The organism is Pseudoalteromonas prydzensis (genome assembly GCF_001661495.1).
Taxonomy (GTDB): domain Bacteria; phylum Pseudomonadota; class Gammaproteobacteria; order Enterobacterales; family Alteromonadaceae; genus Pseudoalteromonas; species Pseudoalteromonas prydzensis.
In genome coordinates, this window is the sequence record NZ_BDDT01000019.1 from 46,514 (window position 1) to 67,234 (window position 20,721).

Sequence of the window (20,721 nt, forward strand, 5' to 3'; positions counted from 1 at the left end):
ACATGGCAAATTTAGATCAAAGTAAATGGTTTACCGAAATCAGTGAACGTGACGGCAGCGCGTTTTCTCTGCGCATCAACAAAAAGTTAGAAGAGCAGCAATCACCTTTTCAAAAGGTTGAAATGTATGAAACAACTGACTTTGGCAACCTAATGATTATTGACGGTTGTACTATGGTAAGTAGCCGCGAGAACTTTTTTTACCATGAAATGATCAGCCACCCTGCTTTACTTGCTCACCCAAACCCAAAAAATATAGTGATTATCGGCGGTGGTGATTGCGGTACTTTACGTGAAGTACTTAAGCATCCTGGCGTTGAGTCTGTTACCCAAATCGATATCGATGAAGTAGTAACACAAATGTCGTTAAAATATTTCCCTGAATTATGTGAAGCAAACCAAGATCCACGCGCTACAGTAATGTTTGACGATGGTATTAAATACATGCGTGAACTGGCTGCTGATTCAATTGATGTAGTGATTGTTGATGGCACCGATCCAGTAGGCCCAGGTGAAGGTTTATTCAACCATGCATTTTACACTAGCTGCTTAAATGCCCTTCGCACTGGCGGCATTATGGTACAGCAAAGTGAATCGCCACTTATGCACATGCCATTATTAGTAGAAATGCGCGATGCAATGACAGACGTTGGCTTTAAAGACTTACAAACTCTGCCATTCCCACAGCCGATTTACCCAAGTGGTTTATGGTCAGTGACACTCGCGCGTAAAGATGAACCTTTCGCAGGCTTTAGAGAAGATGCTGCCGCAGAGCTTGCCCAAGGTACTGAATACTATAACAGCGGTATTCATCACGGCGCACTGGCAACTCCTAATTATATGAAGCGTGCTTTTGCTAAACAGTAAACTTTGTATATTTGATTGATCTAAAAAAGGGTTCATGCGAACCCTTTTTTATTGCCTGTCACTGTATGTGCTGCTTTGGGCTAAACTTTAAAACGTTGTACCAACCGATTCAGCTCATCGGTTAATTGATTCATTCTTACAGCCACTTCCTCGGTGGAACGCGCAAGTTCGCCACCTTGCATAGTTTGGTCATTTAAGGACGATAAATTATGGCTAATTTCTTCAGCAACCGCAGTTTGCTCATCGGTTGCTTGCGCTGTTTGCATCGCCATATCATTCACTTTTATTGATGATTGCTGCATAGCATTTAGCACATCATTAGTTTGTGTAAATGAGCTTACCGCTTCATCAGCGAAGCGCTTACCACCATTAATTGCCGTTAACGACTGTTCTACGCTATTGGCAAATTGTTCCACCATTTTTTGTATATCATTAGTACTTTCTTGGGTGCGAGTTGCCAAAGTCCGGACTTCATCAGCCACCACCGCAAAGCCTCGACCTTGCTCTCCCGCTCTTGCAGCTTCAATAGCAGCGTTCAACGCAAGTAAATTAGTTTGCTCTGCAATTGCACGGATCACCTCGAGTACTTTGGCGATATTATCAGAGCTTTGCTGTAGCTCGGTTGATTTATTACTCGCGTGTTCCATGTTGTCAGATAACGCGACTATTTTATCACTCGAATTAGCCACCGCCGTCAACCCCTGTTTAGCTAGTTGTTGTGAATTATCGGCTTCTTTAGATGACTGCTGCGCCACATTAGCGACTTCGCGACTAGCGACACTCATTTCATGCACCGCACTGACGATAGACTCAGATGCTTGGCTGAGCTTTTGGTTGATCTGATTATTTTGATTAGCAAACTGATTGAGATCAACACCTAAGTGATTTAGCTCTTTTGCCTGCTCTAAAATATCTCGTATAAGCTGTTGTAGGTTATCTAAAAAACGATTAAATGCCGTGGCTAACTCAGTAAACTCATCCTTGCTTTTCACTGCTATTCGCCCGGTTAAATCGCCATCACCTGAGGCGATATCATTGATTCGCGCAGTCACATAATTCATTTGCTTCGTTAATTGCCGCGGAATGCTATAACTAAACCAACCAGAGATAGCTAACAACACTACTACCATAATCAATAAAAATCCTTTGGTGGTGGTGATTTTTTCAAGCAGTTTTTGCTTTTCGTTTTTAGATGTTAGTTCGGCTTGCTCACCGGCTTTATCTAAAATGTCACGTAGTGCCGCGAATTCTGTATCAGCTTGAAGGCTCTTTTGCTGATTTTGTGGATCATTAATATATGCATTTGATGCCGACAGCCAGTTATCAAAAGCGCGGTTAAAATTTGTAAATTGCGCTGTAACTTCTGGATAAGCTGATAAATACTGTAAATACAGCTTAAATCTTTCAGCCACTTGCTCGGCATTTTCTTGATGTTCTTGTCGCTCTTCTTTACTGCCTATTTTATTAGTAACTAGATGTAACTCTGCTACTTTGGCTTGATAGAGATCGCGATCGCCATTAACGACTACTGAAATTGCATTTAGAAACCGCTCAGATTGTGCATCTAAAGCCGCTTTTTGTAGATTAATTAAATATGTGTAACCTGTGATCAGCACAATTATTGCAACCCCAAGTAGTACAATTGGAACGGAGCTTTTAATACGAATACTCTGTAATTTCATGCCTCACCTTTACCTAAAAATTCAGTATCAATCGATATTTGAAGGTAGTTCAAATGCAAAAAAATTACCATTAATAGCGCCACTGCACATTTAAGCTCAGCTGCTGTTGCGATAACTTTTTAGCAACCCCCATCGCCTCACGATTATCGGCCTGACTATGTAACGCAGAACCTTCAATGCCCAATTGCCATTGCGGGGTTAATTGATAGCGCCAAGTTGCAGTTATACCTTCACCATGACTAGCGTTTGGATCAAACGCCCAATCATCATGATCAGTTACCTCAAAAAAATCATACCGTACAGAGAACCGGTGTTTTTCGGTTTTATGGCTAAGTAACGCAAAATGGCTGTAAAAATCATTGTTAACACCACGATTTTTGCCCATTGCCGTTTTACCAGACATAGCTTGCACTATTAAGCGGGTTTGAGCTGTAAATTTATAAAGCCAAGCTGCACTGGCAAAGCGCGTATCCCATGCATATTGACCTGTAGCATAATTAAGTGCAGTCGGATCGCCATTATTATCAAAATAATAAAAGCGAAATTGTGATTTTTTTAAGTAATCCCAATGCATTCCCAAGTAATAACCAAACCGTCCATCAACCTCTTCAAAGGGCAAAACCTGATTTGCTTGATGCTGTAATTGTGGTGTATTGAAAGATGCAATCGGTGCAAAAGCGATACTCTCATTGAGAGTCGTTTGACGGTCATGTAATGCAAATCCACGCCATGAAAGTAACGTTCCAGCCGGATCATTGCCTTTAAAACTCGCGCCCACAAAGCTAAAGCTATGGGCACTATTAAAGCTTCGACCAGGGCGCTTAATGGTTGCCTCTACGCCTAAGGTACGTATTTCTTCGCCTACCCATGAGTTTATTGCAGAGTTAGTATAATTATAAGGCGAGAGCCAACCTATATCGGGGTTTTCTAATGACAACTGCGGGTAAAAAGCACCAACGCGTACATGCCATTTATAATTACTTGCTGTGAGTGGTTGATACTGGAAATAAGCTTGGCTAAAACCTAACGTCGCCTGCGGATCTTGGTAGGTATTAATAACCCCATGTGCCGACCAACTGGTACTTAAATCGACTCTGAAATCAAGCAAACCTTGGGAGAGCACAATACCATCATTATCAGTGTCATACCGGTACAGTCCAATTCCACCTTGCTGCCAACTCAATTGTGGATCACCTTTTACTGCACTCAACTGTAGTAAACCTTTAACCTGTGCAACCGCATTTAAACTGAACGCTAATCCCAGCAGATTAAAAGCCAAAATGGTTTTATTCATAGTCATCAAATTCATCAACACCAATCGTAATACGAGGAACGATAGATTGTCCTATTTGATAGACAATCGCTGCGCTGCTTAGGGTGATAGTTTTGCTCTCTGTTTGACTAATATCACTGAATCCTTCATGCCATACATTAAACTTAAACTCGCCGTGATCTGGAGTCAGTTCAATTTGCCCTTGGTTATTGGTAACGCCATAAAATGGACTATCAACCACCACAATATAACCCAACATCCAATCATGAATATTACAACCTAGCTCAACGACCCCAGTTTGCTCAAAGCGGATCGGGGCTTGCGGTTGTTCACGATACAGCTTTAATTCAAATGATTTGGCGCTTGAAAAAGAGTAAACGTGATGCATGATAGAATCCGCATTGGGAAACTCAACCTGTGCATTTTGCGGTACCACTAAAATATGAGGAGTAAACTGCCGCTCTTTTTGCGTCATGGTAAATGGCGAGTCCGTTGGCAATGCTTGTAGAGTATTATCTGTTGCAGTTAGCCATACCACCGCATTCGCAAGCGGCTGCTGGTTTTGATCATTAATGGTGATGGTTACAGCATGACTTTTATTCATCATAAAAATAAATAAAGTAGCGATAAATAGTTTGCTCATCTGGATGTCTTATTATTTGACTTTATTCATTATAGACCGATTCAATTAATACTTTGTTAATTTTATTTTTCATATTTAGCTAAAACTTTGCCAACTAATAAATTGAATACGTATGCAGCCATCTCGTAATCAAGGCGCTTGCGCTTTATGCTAAATGATTCAATTAGGTTACACCTCAAGGAACAGCTATGCGATTACCTTTGCTACTTCTACTTGGATTTTCAAGTGCTTGCTTTGCTAAAGACGCGACGATTCAATCCCCGAACGGAAATATAAAAATAACCATTTCGGATCAGCAAGCTATGCCAAGCTATAAAATTAGCTTTAACGGCAAACATGTTATTGAAAACTCTTCTCTTGGCTTTGAATTTAAACAACAAGCCCCTTTTGCCGAGGGTTTCAAAATAACTGACGTAAAAAACGCTCAACATGACAGTCAATGGCAACAGCCTTGGGGTGAGAGAGCAACAATTATTGACCAGCATAACGAAATCGCCGTTACCTTTAGTAAAGCAGCCCCTCACGCCGGTACTTACACAGTTCGCTTTAGAGCTTTTGATGATGGCGTAGGTTTTCGCTACGAAGTACCTAAACAGGCAGGGTTTGAAAACATCGAAATAACCAAAGAGCTTACCGAATTTGCCATTGCGGGTGCTGATAAAGCCACGGCCTGGTGGATCCCTGCGCGTGGCTGGAACCGTTATGAATATGTTTATAACACCACCCCACTACAACAAGCTGCGTTGGTGCACACACCATTTACGTTTAAAAATGCTGACGGTGTGCATGTGAGCATTCACGAAGCAGCACTGGTTGATTACGCGGGGATGGTATTAAATCAACGCCGCCCAGGTACTCTACAAGCCGATTTAACACCTTGGTCTGATGGCATTGCGGTAAAAAAACACGGCGCGTTTAATACACCGTGGCGCACCATTCAAATTGGCGAGAAAGCCGTTGATTTGATCAACTCAGATATTATTTTAAACCTTAACGAACCAAACAAACTCGGCGATGTGTCTTGGGTTAAACCCGGTAAATATGTCGGTATTTGGTGGGGCATGCACATCAATGAGAACACTTGGGGCAGCGGTGAAAAACATGGCGCAACCACCAAAGAAACCAAGCGATACATGGATTTTGCGGCTACATACGGTTTTGATGGCGTATTAGTTGAAGGTTGGAATATTGGCTGGGATGGCGACTGGTTCTTCAACGGTGATGTATTTAGCTTTACTAAACCTTACGATGATTTTGATATTGCAGAGCTTACTCGCTATGGCAAAGAAAAGGGCGTACAGCTAATCGGCCACCACGAAACCTCAGGCAACGTAACCAACTACCGCGAGCAAATGGAAGACGCCTACGCACTGTACGAAAAATCTAACGTCAGCCAAGTAAAAACGGGCTATGTAGCAGATGGTGGTAACATCAAACGTATTGATGAAAACGGTATTATCCGAAAAGAATGGCATGACGGCCAGTTTATGGTGAACGAATACCTACACAGCATAAAACTCGCTGCTAAACATAAAATTAGCATTAACACCCATGAACCAATAAAGGATACCGGCCTGCGCCGTACTTATCCAAATTGGATTGCTCGTGAAGGTGCTCGCGGCCAAGAGTTTAATGCCTGGGGCACACCGCCAAACCCACCTGAGCATATTCCAATGCTCGCTTTTACGCGTATGCTGGCAGGGCCGATGGATTTCACTCCGGGTATTTTTGATATGAGTTTTAACGGGTTAGGTGCAGATACCAACCGACCACAAACCACACTAGCCAAGCAACTTGCTTTATATGTAGTGATGTATAGCCCAATTCAAATGGCCGCTGACTTACCGCGTAATTATTTAGCTAAGCCTGATGCGTTTCAGTTTATTCAAGACGTGCCAACTGATTGGCAGCAAAGTATTGCGCTTGATGGGGAAGTTGGCGACTACGTGGTATTTGCACGTAAAGAACGTAAACGCGATAACTATTCGGGGAACGATTGGTACTTAGGTGCAGTGACAGATGAGCAAGCCCGTAGCGTAGAAGTTAAACTCGACTTTTTAGAGCAAGGCAAAAAGTTTGAAGCACAGATTTACCGTGATGGTAAAAACGCTGAATGGAAAAATAACCCGTATGATTTAATCATCGAAAAACGTGTTGTAACAGCGGCAGATAAATTAACCCTAAAGCTCGCCACCAGCGGCGGCACAGCGATTAGATTTAAAGCACTGTAGGAATATCAGCTATCAGCTATCAGCTATCAGCTATCAGCTATCAGCTATCAGCTATCAGCTATCAGCTATCAGCTATCAGCTATCAGCTATCAGCTATCAGCTATCAGCTATCAGCTATCAGCTATCAGCTAAAAATTAAAGTCATGCTTACTAAAAAGCAAGCATGGCTTTTAAACTGACGGCTTACGGCTACTTAGGTAAATAAATTTGTGCACTTAAACCACCTTCTGGGCGATTAACAAGTTTAACTTTACCGCCGTGCATATCAATTATGCGCTTTATGATCGCCAAACCTAAGCCGCTGCCTTCACTGCCTCTGGCTGCGTCACCTTGTTTAAACGGTTCAAATACAGTTTCTAGTTCACTCTCAGGAATACCTGGGCCATGATCATTTACCATCACCACAGCGTATTTTTTATCGCTGCTAATCGCCGTTTCAACCTCAATATCGCCATCTGAATAACGAATAGCATTTTCAATCATATTGGTAACAACTCGCTTAATTGCCACCATGCTTAAAGGAATATTGCCAATGCTAGGGTTTTCAGTAAAAGTGATGGTGCGTTGATGTTTTTGCTCTGAGTGCACCACTTCTGAAACAATCGCATTAAGATCTTCAAGCGCGAGCTCTTCACGTTTGTGGTGGCGTAAATACTCAATAAATTGATCAATAATGGCATTCATATCTTCAATGTCGTAGATGATCCCTTCTCGCAGGTAATCTTCTTCATCCGACATCATTTCGGTAGCGAGGCGAATGCGTGTCAGTGGCGTACGTAAGTCATGTGAGACACCCGCCATCAATAATCGGCGGTCGTTTTCAAGCGCTGCAATACCCCGCGACATCTGATTAAACGCGCGAGTTACTTCAATCACTTCAGTTGAGCCATGCTCTTCAAGCTTAGTGGAAAAATCTCCAACCCCCACTTTTACTGCCGCTTGTTGTAATGCCTTTAATGGCCGGTTTAAGTGACGGGCAAACAACCAGCCCCCTAGCACACTTAAAAAGCCGATACTGGATAAATAGAAAGTTAAAAATTCGAGGTTATTTTCTTGAAAGCCAGTAAGCGGCACTTTAACCCAGTAACCCGGTGCTTGTGGTGCTTCAACCCAGTACACGAGCGGATCTGTTTGACTTATGCGCACTCGGGCCGAGCCATTTAGCTGCTCAGACATACTGCGTGATAGCATTGAATACTCACGAGTTTGACCAAGACCTTCGCTCATTGCTTGGCGCTGGGTCATAACTTCGATACCGGTTATTTCAAAAAACTTATTCGATACTTCATCGCTGATCTCAACGCCATCTTCCCAATCAATAAACACGGTTTTGATCTGCTTGGCTAAAATCAGATTAACTTGCTCGATAGTGGGCTTAACGACATAAAGGCTCACCGTGATATACGATACAACTTGGTTGATCAGCAATAATGCCGCTACCAAAAACACCGTTTGGCCAAATGCACTTTTGGGAAACATACTCATATCAGGTTATTTTTCACCATCAGGTACAAATACGTAACCTAAGCCCCACACAGTTTGGATGTAACGTGGATTAGCGGCATCGACTTCAATCATGCGGCGCAAGCGCGATACTTGTACATCAATACTACGTTCTAGTGCACTGTAATCACGGCCACGTGCTAGGTTCATTAACTTATCACGGCTAAGCGGCTCTCGCGGATGTGTAACCAGCGCTTTCAATACTGCAAATTCACCGCTGGTCAACGACATGGTTTTGTCACCTTGGCTCATTTCTCGTGTCGCTAAATTAAGTGAAAATTCCCCAAACGTGATCTCATTTTCTTCTGCGGCAGGCGCGCCGGGTACCTCTTTGGCGCGACGGCGTAAAATAGCTTTAATACGAGCTAATAATTCTCGCGGATTAAATGGCTTTGGAATGTAGTCATCTGCGCCAAGTTCTAAGCCAATAATTCGGTCAACTTCATCACCTTTAGCGGTAAGCATTACAATGGGGATTTCATTTTCTTTTTGACGTAAACGTTGGCAAATAGATAAGCCATCTTCGCCCGGGAGCATCAAATCAAGCACCATTAAGTGGAAGTTTTCACGTTCTAGCAGGCGGTCCATTTGTTCTGAATTACCCGCTGTACGTACAATAAATCCTTGTTCTACCAAGTAGCGCTCCAACAAGCTGCGTAAGCGCATATCATCATCAACGACTAATACTTTTGTGGTTTCATGTCCCATTACTTTCATTCTTATTGTTTTGTACTGTTACTGATTAATATAAATGAAAAACTTGATAATAAAAAACTAATTAGGTCACTAGATTGTTACTGAACATTTCAAGCAGGCTTAAATACTGACAACAGTGAAAATCAGCTCGACAAGCCAACAAGATTTTTATACCTTGCTTACGTGTTTCCTAAGGTAAAAAATTGCAACGTGAAAACTAATTTAGTTACCCGCGAAGGGTATTTACAGCTACAACAAGAACACGATCATTTATGGAATGTAAAACGCCCAGAAGTCACTAAAATAGTAAGTTGGGCCGCAAGCCTGGGTGATCGCTCTGAAAATGCAGACTATCAGTACAATAAGCGTTTACTTAGGCAAATAGATCGTCGCGTACGTTATTTGCGTAAGCGCATGCCCGATTTAAAAATTATTGACTATTCTCCTGAGCAAGCTGGCAAAGTGTTTTTTGGCGCATGGGTCGAAATTGAAAATGAACAAGGTGAAATACTCAAGTTTAGAATTGTTGGCCCTGATGAGATTTATGACCGAAAAGACTATATTTCCATTGACTCACCGATGGCGCGCGCGCTATTAAAAAAACAAGTAGACGATGAGTTTTATGTTACCACCCCGCAGGGTAAAAAAGAGTGGTACGTGAACAGCATTTATTATCCTGGTGCCGAATGACGCTTAGTGCAAATATAACAGTAGCCCATTTATTATTCAGATAAGGTTAATTATTGATTGTCTAAAGTGAATTTGTAGACTATAAATAAAGATACTCAAGTAAAGCATTTCGCACTTGAGTTTGGAATTGGAAGGTCGTAGTTATGTCAAACGCAATACATCGCATCATAAGTAATGCCATGTTGTTTGCACTTTTACTAAGTGTGAGTTTGACTTCTGTTGCGCATGACGGTAACAATTCTAAAGAATTAGCTTCTCCAACCCCACACTACTTTGCTTGTGACACAGCAGAGCAAACCAACCCTGACTTTGACTTAGACACACAGGTTGACGGGATCTCTATCAGGGTGCTTCAACCACTCCCTGAAAATACTTCATCACTTTATGTGAGTGCTACTTTAACACAACCTTTTAGCCAAGCTTACCAACGTGGTCCACCTAGTTATTTAGTTTAATTTATTGCTTAAAAACTTTATTAAATTTAATAACATAATTGGTGATTACTATGGCTAACTTTAAAGAACTTCGTACTCAAGATATTTCTAAAGGCGTTTTATCTCATACTTACAGTGAAACTCAGCCGTTAATTGATTTAACGTCTCCGGCTCTAAAAATGGTGAATAATTTCACTCAAAAAGATCCGTTACGCGCGCACTTTGAAACCAGCATTGTGGATGCATTAAAACAAATAACCAGCCAACATACCGACTTTATTCTGGTGGTCGATGACAACGAAAAACTTGTGGGCATAGCCTCTAGTGCCGATTTACAAAGCTCAAAAATAATGATCTTAGCACAGCGCTTAAATGTCGCGCGCAATGAAGTTAGCTTACGTCACGTAATGACTCCGCTTAGTCATTTGACGGGTGTGAGCATGCAAAGCTTAAGCTATGCATGTATCGGAGATGCGCTACAAACGATGGAGCAAAACGGCATTATGTTTTTATTAGCTACCACAGCACACAATGAGATCTGTGGTTTGATCTCTGCGCGTGAGATTGCAAAAACATTGCAAATTCCGGTTCATATTAGCCCAATTGCTCACTCATTTAGTGAAGTAATGGAACATATTGAACACCCTCATTAAGCACGGATACATGTTTAATTGAGTCCCCTCTTGAAAAGGCCTTAAAGTATATAAATAGCATGCTTTAAGGCCTTTTTATTAAGCCCTGCTGTGATATTATTCAAGCAATTATTTACGCCAAAACTCTCGTTCTGGTCTTCAAATTGTTTAATAAGGTTTTTGCATGAGCAATATCTCTGCACGTTTAGCCACTGAGCTAAATGCTCAAGAGCAACAAGTTGTTGCTGCTACAAAATTACTCGATGAAGGTTCAACCGTACCTTTTATCGCCCGCTATCGTAAAGAAGTAACGGGGGGGTTAGACGATACCCAATTACGTTTACTAGAGCAGCGCTTATCTTACTTACGTGAACTTGAAGAACGTAGAGCGTTTATTTTAGCGACCATCAAATCACAAGATAAGCTCACTGCTAGTTTAGCGGCGGATATTAATAATGCAGATAGTAAAACTGAGTTAGAAGATCTGTATTTACCTTACAAGGCCAAGCGCCGCACTAAAGGCCAAATAGCAATTGAAGCTGGTCTTGAGCCTCTCGCTGATGCGCTTTTCAAAGATGCTTCATTAGATCCTGAACAACAAGCAACACGTTATTTAAACCCAGAAGCGGGCTTTGCCGACGAAAAAACAGTACTGGATGGCGCTAAATTTATTTTAATGGAACGCTTTGCCGAAGATGCAAAACTGCTAGCAAAATTCCGTAATCACATTAGCCAGCATGGCCAAATTGAAGCAAGTATTATTGCAGGTCAAGAACAAGCTGGCGCTAAATACCGTGATTACTTTGATCATCAAGAAGCCCTTAAAAAAGTGCCTTCGCACCGTGCATTAGCTATGCTGCGCGCGCGTAATGAGGGTGTTTTACAACTGAGTATTAATCCAGAGCCAAGCTCAGAAAACCCAGCTCATATGTGTGCCGTAATGATTGCCGATCACTACCGCCTTGATATTAATAACCAAGCAGCAAGTGCATGGTTGCTTGGCGTTGTGCAATGGGCATGGAAAATTAAACTGGGTCTGCATTTAGAGAATGAATTTTTAGCGGCGATGCGCGAAAAAGCAGAAACCGGTGCTATTGATGTCTTTGCGAAAAACTTAAAAGACTTATTGATGGCGGCTCCTGCTGGCGCACGTACTACTTTAGGGCTTGATCCTGGTTTACGCACGGGCTGTAAAATTGCCGTCGTGGATAGCACAGGTAAATTACTGGCAACGCAAACAATTTTCCCACATGCACCGCAAAACCATTGGGATAAATCAGTACGTACGCTAGAGCAACTATGTCGTCAACATAAGGTCGAGCTAATCGCCATTGGTAACGGTACTGCATCACGTGAATCGGACAAACTGGTTGCTGAACTTATCAAAGCGAACAGCGAGCTTAAACTAAATAAAATCATGGTTAGCGAAGCCGGTGCATCGGTGTATTCAGCATCAGAATTTGCCGCTAATGAGTTTCCTGATCTAGATGTTTCATTACGTGGCGCAGTGTCTATTGCTCGCCGCCTGCAAGACCCACTTGCCGAACTGGTTAAAGTTGAGCCTAAATCAATTGGTGTAGGCCAATACCAACACGATGTATCGCAAAGCCAACTAGGACAAACGCTAACTTCTGTAGTAGAAGACTGTGTTAACTCGGTAGGTGTCGATTTAAATATGGCCTCTGTGCCTCTGCTTGCTCGCGTATCAGGGCTAAATAAAACCTTAGCGCAAAACATTGTTAATTACCGCGATACTCATGGCTCATTCACTAAGCGCTCAGAACTGAAAAAAGTTGAACGTTTAGGGCCAAAAGCATTTGAGCAAGCAGCCGGATTCTTAAAAATTAGTAATGGTAGCGATCCGCTTGATAAGTCATCCGTTCACCCGGAAGCCTACCCTGTTGTTAAGCGTATTTGTGAGCAAAATAGCCTAGATGTTACTCAACTTATAGGTAATTCTGAACTACTTAATAAGTTAGTCGCTAACGACTACACGGATGAAAAATTTGGCTTGCCGACCGTCACCGACATCATTAGTGAACTGGATAAACCAGGCCGAGATCCACGCCCTGATTTTAAAACCGCTGAATTTAAAGCCGGTGTTGAAAACATTAGTGACTTAAAACCAGGGATGATTTTAGAAGGCGTTGTTTCTAACGTTGCTAACTTTGGTGCGTTTGTTGATGTGGGTGTACACCAAGATGGCCTAGTGCATATTTCAGCAATTACTAATAAATTTATTTCTGATCCGCGTGAAGTGGTTAAAGCTGGTGATATTGTAAAAGTAAAAGTAGTGGAAGTTGACGCTGCCCGTAAACGTATTAGTTTTACCATGCGTTTGGACGATGACATTGATACTAGCAACAAGCCCGCGCCATCAGCCAGTCAAAAGCCGCAAGCTAATAGTCGTAACAATGCTCAACAACCCCGCGCTGCTAAACCAAAACGAGATACCGGTAATGCAATAATGGGTAATGCATTTGCAGACGCCTTCGCAAATGCAAAAGTGAAAAAATAACCGGTAAAAAAACGCCACAAATTGAGTTTGTGGCGTTGTTTTTCATAACTAAAAATTAAAAGTAATAACGTAATGTAGCTGTTATGTCTGCATACTCATCAACATAGCGGTATGAAGCCGCTAGATTTATTCTTTGTGTTATCGCGTAGTTCAAACCTGCTTTTAACACTAGATTATTATCACTTTCATCATCATGCAAACGCTCGTAACCAACCCCTGCGTTTACTTCAAATTTGCTCGTTAATAAATGCCTAACCTGCGCATTCATTGCAAAAACATCGCTTGTATCTGAGCTGTTATAGCTTGATTTTGAAGAATAAAAAACATCTCCTGCGTATTCACGTTCATACAAGATTGTTGCATCAGACTTAACTTTGAGTTGTCCATAATTCAATGCATAATCAAATGAAGTAACATCTGAAAAATGCTGAATATACCCAAAGCCAAGGCTATAACGTGTTAGCTCCATATCGATGACACTGCTATATGTATCGATAACATCGCTTGAATAAGTCCCATCAGGAAAAGGAGGAGACAAGTATTTAGCAACGCTTGAATAGTCAGCGCTACTTTGAGAATACGAGCCTGTAAAATACCAATTTTCAGAAAATTGTTTACTGAGGTTTATAATATACCCACCATAACTAGGCGCACCAGAACGGTCTACATCCGTTTTATCATTGCTTTTAATGTCAGTTCTTATGTAGCCAACTTCAATATAATCGTAGCTCAAAAATGATGTTTGATTTGCCATTGCTGAGATTGAGAAAAGTGATAAAGCACCTGCTAATACTGCATATTTCATTTAATTTTATTCCATAAAAAACGCCACAAACTCAGTTTGTGGCGTTGCTGTTTATAACTAAAAACTAGAAGTAATAACGTAAAGTCGCTGCGATGTCTGCATACTCATCAACATAACGGTAAGATGCACCTAAAATTGCTTTATCTGTTAGTGCAAAGTTAAAGCCAGCTTGGAGCACTAAGTTATTATCACTTTCATCATCGTGCAAGCGCTCGTAACCTAAGCCTGCATTTACTTCAAATTGTTCAGTCAATAAATGTCTGACTTGAACATTAGCAGCAAGAATTTCAGCACTATTTGAATCTGAATCACCATACTCAGAAAACGAAAGTACCATACCTTCAAATGTTTCTTCGTCAGTTATTTTTAGGTCAGTGGTATACTTTAGTTTACCTAGGTTAATGCTGTAATCGATGTTTGTCACCGCAGACAGCTGTTGAATATAACCTGCGCCAAACTCAATTCGGGTAAGCTCTGCATCAAGTTCCCTTTTTAAATTAAGTGTTGAGGTACCTACAAGCTCATCGTTTTGGTAAATATTGCGATAATTCTCAGATTCGCTATACAATGTTTCATCTGCTGTACTTGCGTACAAACCAGTTAGGTACCAATTATCACCAAGCTGCTTACTCAGCTTAACAACATAGCCGTCAAAGCTAAGTTCATCCAAACCATCTACGTCCATTTTTGCATAGCCAACTTCAACGTAGTCGTAGCTTAAGCCTGATGTTTGGTTTGCCGCTGCGGTGATTGAAAAAAGAGATAAAGCGCCTGCGATTACTGCATATTTCATTTAATTGTCTTCCATAATAAAAATCGCTGCAAAAATAACAGCTTCATAATGTTTCGACAATCTAAGGTTCTGTTTTAGAGTAAATCAATGTAAAAACAGCTGGTGTATTGGTTGAAATTTTAACAATAAAAAAGCCGCGAATTTTGATTCGCGGCTTATATTACTATTTAGGGAAGCTGATGCTCGGCCTAATAGTTGACTACTAATTACTTACGACGACGTGCGCCTAATAATGGTAGTAGTAATAACATTAAGTAACCAAATGAGCCACTATCGTCTTCTTCAACTTCAGGGTAAGTACAGCTACCATCATCTGTATTAGCTTCAGAATCAAAGTTAGTTGCTGCTGGGTCCGTACAACCAAGCTCAATACCATCTGAAATAACAGATAGAGTAAACTCTGTCATCAGTGATTTCTCACCGCTGGTTAATGTTACTTGCACTGGAATATTACCGAAGAAGTGAGTATTTGGTTCGATGCTAAATGACATGCCATCAACCGTAACAGCTGCATTTTCAGCTGCCACTGACAAGCTAAACTGTTCGGCAGTTTCACGCGATAGGGCTACGTTAATGCCTTCAAGTTTACCATTTTCAATCACCGTCATATCCGCAAGTTCAACAATCGAAAGATCCACAGCAGTGACCGTAACCATAAACTCGGTAGTCAGCGTGTTATTTTCGCCTGTTAGCGTCACAGTTACTGGAATCTCACCAAAGAAATCCGCATCTGGTTTTAAGCTAAATGCCATACCATCAACCATCGTTGTGGCGTTGCTAGCATCTACGCTCAAACTAAATACCTCTTCTGTTTCACGTGAAAGAGACACGGCAATGTTTTCTAGCATATCACCTTGCATCACGCTCATATCAGTAATGTCGTTTACCATCACAGGTGCAATTTCACCATCTGACTCAACCGTCAATAAGAACTCAGTTGAGGCTTTATCAGTTGGATCTGCTTTATCTTGCACTGTGACTGTGACGTATGTTTCGCCAAAGAAGTAAGGGTCTGGAATTAAGTTAAATGACATACCATTCACTTCAGCAGTTACGCCTTCACCAGTAATTACTAGCTCATTTGGTGATTGATCCGCATCCAGCACCATTACCTCGATACCATCAATACGGCCATTTTCAGCCACTGTCATATCATCTAATGCTGAGATTTTCAGGTTACCTGCAACAGTAATTGAATGCGTTACTGCCTTAGCGTCACTATTACCTAATTGATAATCGAGGGTGATATTTTGAATTGTGCCTTTCGCTTCTGGTTTTACTGCCGCTTTAAAGCTTAATTCAACTTCACTTTGTTCAGGACCAACATAGTCAAAACAAATCACTAAATCATCATGAAGTAATTGATCAAGGTTGTTATAACCAAGCATTTCGAATAAATCACCGTCTTTGAAACCATAATTACGGGAATATTCACTTGCACCACCTTCAACAAAAATAGCACCTTCTGCAACATTTGCCCCCAGATTATCGTAGGCAAAAATCATTTCATGCATACCAGGGTGATCATCAATGCCACTGCGTAAAATCACTTCATAGTCGAAAGATTCACCGGTTTTTTTATCTGTTACATTATCAAATTCCATGAACAGCAAGTCGCCTAAGTCTGGACGATCACTCTTATATTGAGTTGCTAGCGTCAACCCTTTTGGATCATCTGGATGACGTAAGTAATCAACTTCAAACGAACCACGCCAAAATGGAGCTAACGCTTCTAATAAGAAACCAGGCCCACGGTGTTGGCTCATAATCCAATAGTAAGGCGTAAGCTGTAACGCTCCCACTGTGTGCATGCGAATTTCATTAATATTAGGTTGGTTATAGAGTTCAAACTTAGCGTTATCTAACATAAATAACCAATCAACAGGTACATCGAAGTATGACTTGTCAGCCCCTACATACCACTCAGCATTAGGTTGCATACCGAACTCATGTAAATCGATATAGCCCCCCGTTGAATACTCATCAATCAATGGTGTGTGACACATAGTGTCTGTGACATTGGTTGTTACTTTGTATTCTCGTGCAATGTTTCGCGTTGCTTCTTGGTTACTTTTAATGGTCAGTTTGTTGCCATCAATGCTAATAAGTTCAGCAATTTCAGGGTTATTACTTTGTAATGTATCAGCTGCTAAGCGAAGACCTTCTGGCACTGTTACTGACATATCATAGGCACGCTGCGCTGATTCAAAGTTAGCTTTAAGCTTAACGTTAACATCAACAACATCCATACTACGAGCTGTGTCTTGACTTACGTTCAATGCTATTGCATCTGCATCACGGTATAAGTCAAGCGCAGTAAAACCTAAGCTACCTTCGGCACCGGGCATATCACCAAGCTCAAAACCGCCATAGTAAACATCACCAGCTTGAGCTTCAGGAATGTCCCAGTTTATTTCCAACGGATAATAGCCATTACCGTCATGTGACGCAGGACCAGTAATATTAATATTACCTGTGTTTGTATCTTCACCTATTACAGCGTAATGCATGGTCGCACGATAGTTTTCACCACGAATGCCACCTAAGTTTGCTGTCGCAATCCAATATTGACCTGGTGCGGGATCGATAATGCTACAATAGTTAGCTTCTGCATTACTTGATGAATAACAAACCATCTCTTCATAAAGTGCATCTTTGATAGCCGCAACGTTGTTGTCTATTTCTTCTTGCGATGGCATAAAACCATCACTGTTGTTTCGGTCTGCACCTATCATTAGGTGAGCATGTGCACGTTGAAAGCGCTCATCTTGGATATCATTCAGCCCCGTTAATTGTTTAGTTTCAGGCACTTTTGCCACTAAACGATTTGTGCCTTCTGGAACATTAATGAGTTGAATATTCCAACCAGCTTCGATACGGTCTGGGGTCACAAACGGTGCAACAGCTTCAACTTCAAAGGTTGACTCGGTTGGTTTTACGAGACCGTAATAGCTTGGCGTAAATTCACTATAACTATCTGTGTTAACTAAGATTGTTTCACTAGCTTGATTTCGTGCCATGTGAATTTCTTCAGATAATGGTAATTCATCTAAATTGTTGCGGGCTACAATCGGTAAATGAGCATCGGGTGCTGCACCATTTATTTCGGTTAAAACGACTTTACCATTAAACATTGCACCTATATTTTGCAACATTTCCCAAGGAGCGCCTGGATCTGTAGGATCTAACTTATGCTCTATAGCATTCGGTAAAGACATAGTGATCAATAAGTCCTGTGATTCACCCGCTTTTAAATCAAATTGCGTTGGCGTTACAGTAGCAGATACCCCCACTTCTTCCGTAAGACCGAGTGCCGTCCAAGCCAATGCCTCTGCATTCCAGCTACCATCCTGTGTTGCAGTTACCGTTCGCATCCAGCTACAGGTTAGCTCACAATCCATTTCAACCATTGAAGGTAAGTTTAGCCAGTTAACCAGACCACCATTATTAGGGTTTGCCGCTTCATAATCTTCCAACGCAACATCCATAATTAAGCCTGATTTAGCCGCATCTGCAACATTGATACTGCCAGCGCCCGCCATAAAGTTATAGTATGGGTCAATCAAACCTGAGTTAGTCATAATTTTCACATTATGCGCGGTCATCATTAGCGCTGATTGTATTTCTGCTGGAGTCCAATCAGGGTGTAGTTGCGCTAATAGTGTCATAGCACCAGTTACGTGTGGGGCAGCCATTGAGGTACCGCTCATAAACGTCCAGTCTGATGCGCGCGGGTTTGCAGTAAACGGTTGCTCATCCGCATTTGCAGCGTAAATACCAACACCAGGCGCGGTTAGATCGGGCACTAGAGTATTATTCGTTCTACTTGGCCCCATAGAGCTAAAGATAGCTAATTGGTTACCCGCTACAGGATCAAGGTCATAGTTATTCTCTGCTTCTGAAATAGTCGCGATAGCTTCACCAACAGGATTAGCATTCACCCAGTTTCTAAGTTTATAACGTGCCGATGTCGTTACTTGAATACCTGGAATTACATAGCTATCTGTTGCTAAATCATTTGCTGATGAAACAATGTTCTGCAAGATAAATCCACCAGCACCACCAGCGGCAACATTTTTCGCTTTATCTACACGAGGGGCATCCCCTCGCTCACAAATAACAATTTGATCTGCTGTAAACGTACCTGCTGGGAAAGGCACATTACATGATGCTGCATTAAATGCATCAGACTCATCTGGATCAGGATAATTTTCTGCTAGAACAACGGCTCCAGTTATGCCACCCGTGAAACTTTTACCTGTTATTTCATCTGGATTAGGCGCTTTTTCACCTTGGAAGTTACTAATAGTTTTATCACCAAACGACGCAACACGATCGTGAGTCGAAGCACCTACCGTGGTAACCCAAGGTGAAGCATGGTCGGCAGTATAATATGAAGGGCCAGAGTTACCAGCTGCTGCAGCAACATTGATACCCGCTTTACGGGCGTTTAAAAAAGCCAACTCCATTGGATCTTCCCACGGAAAGCTCTCAGCACCACCAATTGAGAAGTTAATGCTATCAACGCCATCAGCAATGGCATCTTCAAATGCTGAAAGAATGGCTGATTCTGGGCAACCTGAGTATGGATCTCCGCCATTACCTGCCCAGCAGACTTGATAGGAAATAATGTGTGCACGCGGCGCTACACCACTAGTTTGTGCAAAGGTAAATGGTAAGTTTTCACCATCACTTACTTTTTCGCCAGTTGCGGCTTGCAACGGTGTATCTAACAAAGTGTTACCAGCAGCCGTGCTTGCCGTGTGCGAGCCATGACCATTGTAATCTTCACCATTTTCAGGTCGGCGATCATCACGATCAAAAATAGAATCTCTATTTGCTGAGGTTATTTCCGGATATGAGCGAACACCTATTAACTTATCATTACATAGCGTTGCGTCTTCAACGCAGTCACCAACAAAGTTACCTGCACCGAGTGGATTCATTTGTGAAAATTGCTCATCACTGACAAACGCTGGGTGATCGGTATTGATACCTGTATCAATAATACCAACAACCATGCCTTCACCTTTAGCTGCAATTCCGCCGATATCGTTATCACCTTGCCAAATGCGGTCAGCGCCAATAAATTGTGGCCCACGGTCTGTTCGTAGTTCAAAAATACGGTTAGGAGTAATACGTTTAACCCCTGACTGCTTAGCGAGTAACAATGCATCTTGTTGGGTCATTTCGACAACGGCCGCATTATTTGCCAGTGTGAACTGCTTCTTAACTACAATATTCGCACCTTGTCCACGAGCACTACTGAGTACCGCATTTTGGCGCTGCTTTAAAAATGTTTGATAATTGCGCACTGCATGAGATTGCGTGTTAACACGCTCGCGTACCATAACTGAACGTAATTCTTTTACCGCTGTTGCAGCATAACCTTGAATATCACCTTGGTAACTCGTTACCGGTTCTTCATCAAGTTGCACAATATAAGTTTGCTTACCAGTAACACCTTGTTGAGGTTGGAATACCTGCTCAGGTGTTTGGTTTTGATACTGCTGATTTAAACGGCCAACATTACCACGAAGCAAACCATTGTTTTCAATTGCTTGTTTTTGTTCTTGATAGTTTGCTACATCTTGTGATGTAAATGTTGGCTCATATAAGTCGACATTTATCGCCTTTTTAAAGCCTGGTTCGGCCACTGCATATCCTGTAGCTCCGACATATATTGCTGCAAATATAGCCAAAGAGCTTTTTTTGAAATGCACTTTCTTGTTATTGCACGGTTGCATATTCATCCTATTAAATTCGTTTGTTAGGCAGATACTCTGCTTTGAATTATTGCTGTTGGTGCTAAATCTAATTAGCAGGATGAGATATACAACGGGATTTTTTAACGGTCAATTTTACTGCGACCTATAAAAGACACAAAATTAACATTCAATAAACAAAAAAGTCACATACAGCTTGGCTTTGCATTGCTTTTATATAAAATGTAGC

Annotated in this window: 14 protein-coding genes; 6 read left to right on the plus strand and 8 right to left on the minus strand. The window is 41.6% G+C overall.

Annotated elements, in window-relative coordinates:
• Window positions 1-2 precede the first annotated feature (2 nt).
• Window positions 3-866, plus strand: coding sequence for a polyamine aminopropyltransferase (gene speE / locus A7968_RS21180; RefSeq protein ID WP_064668503.1), 864 nt, complete (start codon window positions 3-5; stop codon window positions 864-866).
• 80 nt (window positions 867-946) lie between these two features.
• Here the strand turns inward: speE and A7968_RS21185 are convergent, their stop codons facing one another.
• The 3 genes from A7968_RS21185 to A7968_RS21195 form a co-directional block, all read right to left on the minus strand.
• Window positions 947-2,548, minus strand: coding sequence for a methyl-accepting chemotaxis protein (locus tag A7968_RS21185; RefSeq protein ID WP_064668504.1), 1,602 nt, complete (start codon window positions 2,546-2,548; stop codon window positions 947-949).
• 70 nt (window positions 2,549-2,618) lie between these two features.
• Window positions 2,619-3,848: a hypothetical protein gene (locus tag A7968_RS21190; RefSeq protein WP_064668534.1), complete on the minus strand. Its 1,230-nt coding sequence runs from the start codon at window positions 3,846-3,848 to the stop codon at window positions 2,619-2,621.
• The gene (locus A7968_RS21195; protein ID WP_064668505.1) at window positions 3,835-4,464 is read right to left on the minus strand and encodes a cupredoxin domain-containing protein; all 630 of its coding nucleotides are present in this window, start codon (window positions 4,462-4,464) and stop codon (window positions 3,835-3,837) included. The genes A7968_RS21190 and A7968_RS21195 overlap by 14 nt, the downstream gene beginning before the upstream one ends.
• 188 nt (window positions 4,465-4,652) lie before the next feature.
• On the opposite strand from A7968_RS21195, the gene A7968_RS21200 reads away from it, so the two are divergent.
• Window positions 4,653-6,695, plus strand: coding sequence for a glycoside hydrolase family 97 protein (locus tag A7968_RS21200; RefSeq protein ID WP_064668506.1), 2,043 nt, complete (start codon window positions 4,653-4,655; stop codon window positions 6,693-6,695).
• A 189-nt stretch (window positions 6,696-6,884) separates the two neighbouring features.
• Here the strand turns inward: A7968_RS21200 and envZ are convergent, their stop codons facing one another.
• Entirely contained in the window at window positions 6,885-8,180 is a 1,296-nt protein-coding gene (gene envZ / locus A7968_RS21205) for a two-component system sensor histidine kinase EnvZ (RefSeq protein ID WP_064668507.1), read from the minus strand.
• 6 nt (window positions 8,181-8,186) lie between these two features.
• Window positions 8,187-8,906: an osmolarity response regulator transcription factor OmpR gene (gene ompR, locus A7968_RS21210; protein WP_064668508.1), complete on the minus strand. Its 720-nt coding sequence runs from the start codon at window positions 8,904-8,906 to the stop codon at window positions 8,187-8,189.
• A 198-nt stretch (window positions 8,907-9,104) separates the two neighbouring features.
• On the opposite strand from ompR, the gene greB reads away from it, so the two are divergent.
• The 4 genes from greB (at window position 9,105) to A7968_RS21230 (ending at window position 13,168) form a co-directional block, all read left to right on the plus strand.
• Window positions 9,105-9,584: a transcription elongation factor GreB gene (gene greB, locus A7968_RS21215; protein ID WP_064668509.1), complete on the plus strand. Its 480-nt coding sequence runs from the start codon at window positions 9,105-9,107 to the stop codon at window positions 9,582-9,584.
• Window positions 9,585-9,727: 143 nt separating this feature from the next.
• On the plus strand, window positions 9,728-10,039 hold the full coding sequence (locus A7968_RS21220; protein WP_064668510.1) for a hypothetical protein: 312 nt from the start codon (window positions 9,728-9,730) through the stop codon (window positions 10,037-10,039).
• Between the two features lie 50 nt (window positions 10,040-10,089).
• The gene (locus A7968_RS21225) at window positions 10,090-10,671 is read left to right on the plus strand and encodes a CBS domain-containing protein (protein ID WP_064668511.1); all 582 of its coding nucleotides are present in this window, start codon (window positions 10,090-10,092) and stop codon (window positions 10,669-10,671) included.
• A gap of 163 nt (window positions 10,672-10,834) precedes the next feature.
• A complete protein-coding gene (locus A7968_RS21230) occupies window positions 10,835-13,168 on the plus strand; it encodes a Tex family protein (RefSeq protein ID WP_064668512.1) in 2,334 nt (777 codons plus the stop codon).
• A gap of 55 nt (window positions 13,169-13,223) precedes the next feature.
• Here A7968_RS21230 and A7968_RS21235 read toward each other — a convergent pair whose 3' ends face one another.
• The 3 genes from A7968_RS21235 to A7968_RS21245 all read right to left on the minus strand — a co-directional run bounded on the left by A7968_RS21235 (window position 13,224) and on the right by A7968_RS21245 (window position 20,423).
• Entirely contained in the window at window positions 13,224-13,973 is a 750-nt protein-coding gene (locus A7968_RS21235) for a TonB-dependent receptor (protein WP_064668513.1), read from the minus strand.
• Between the two features lie 64 nt (window positions 13,974-14,037).
• A complete protein-coding gene (locus A7968_RS21240; protein WP_064668514.1) occupies window positions 14,038-14,766 on the minus strand; it encodes a hypothetical protein in 729 nt (242 codons plus the stop codon).
• Window positions 14,767-14,972: 206 nt separating this feature from the next.
• Window positions 14,973-20,423 (minus strand): S8 family serine peptidase, encoded by a 5,451-nt coding sequence (locus A7968_RS21245; protein WP_227008875.1) that lies wholly within the window; start codon window positions 20,421-20,423, stop codon window positions 14,973-14,975.
• Window positions 20,424-20,721: the final 298 nt, after the last annotated feature.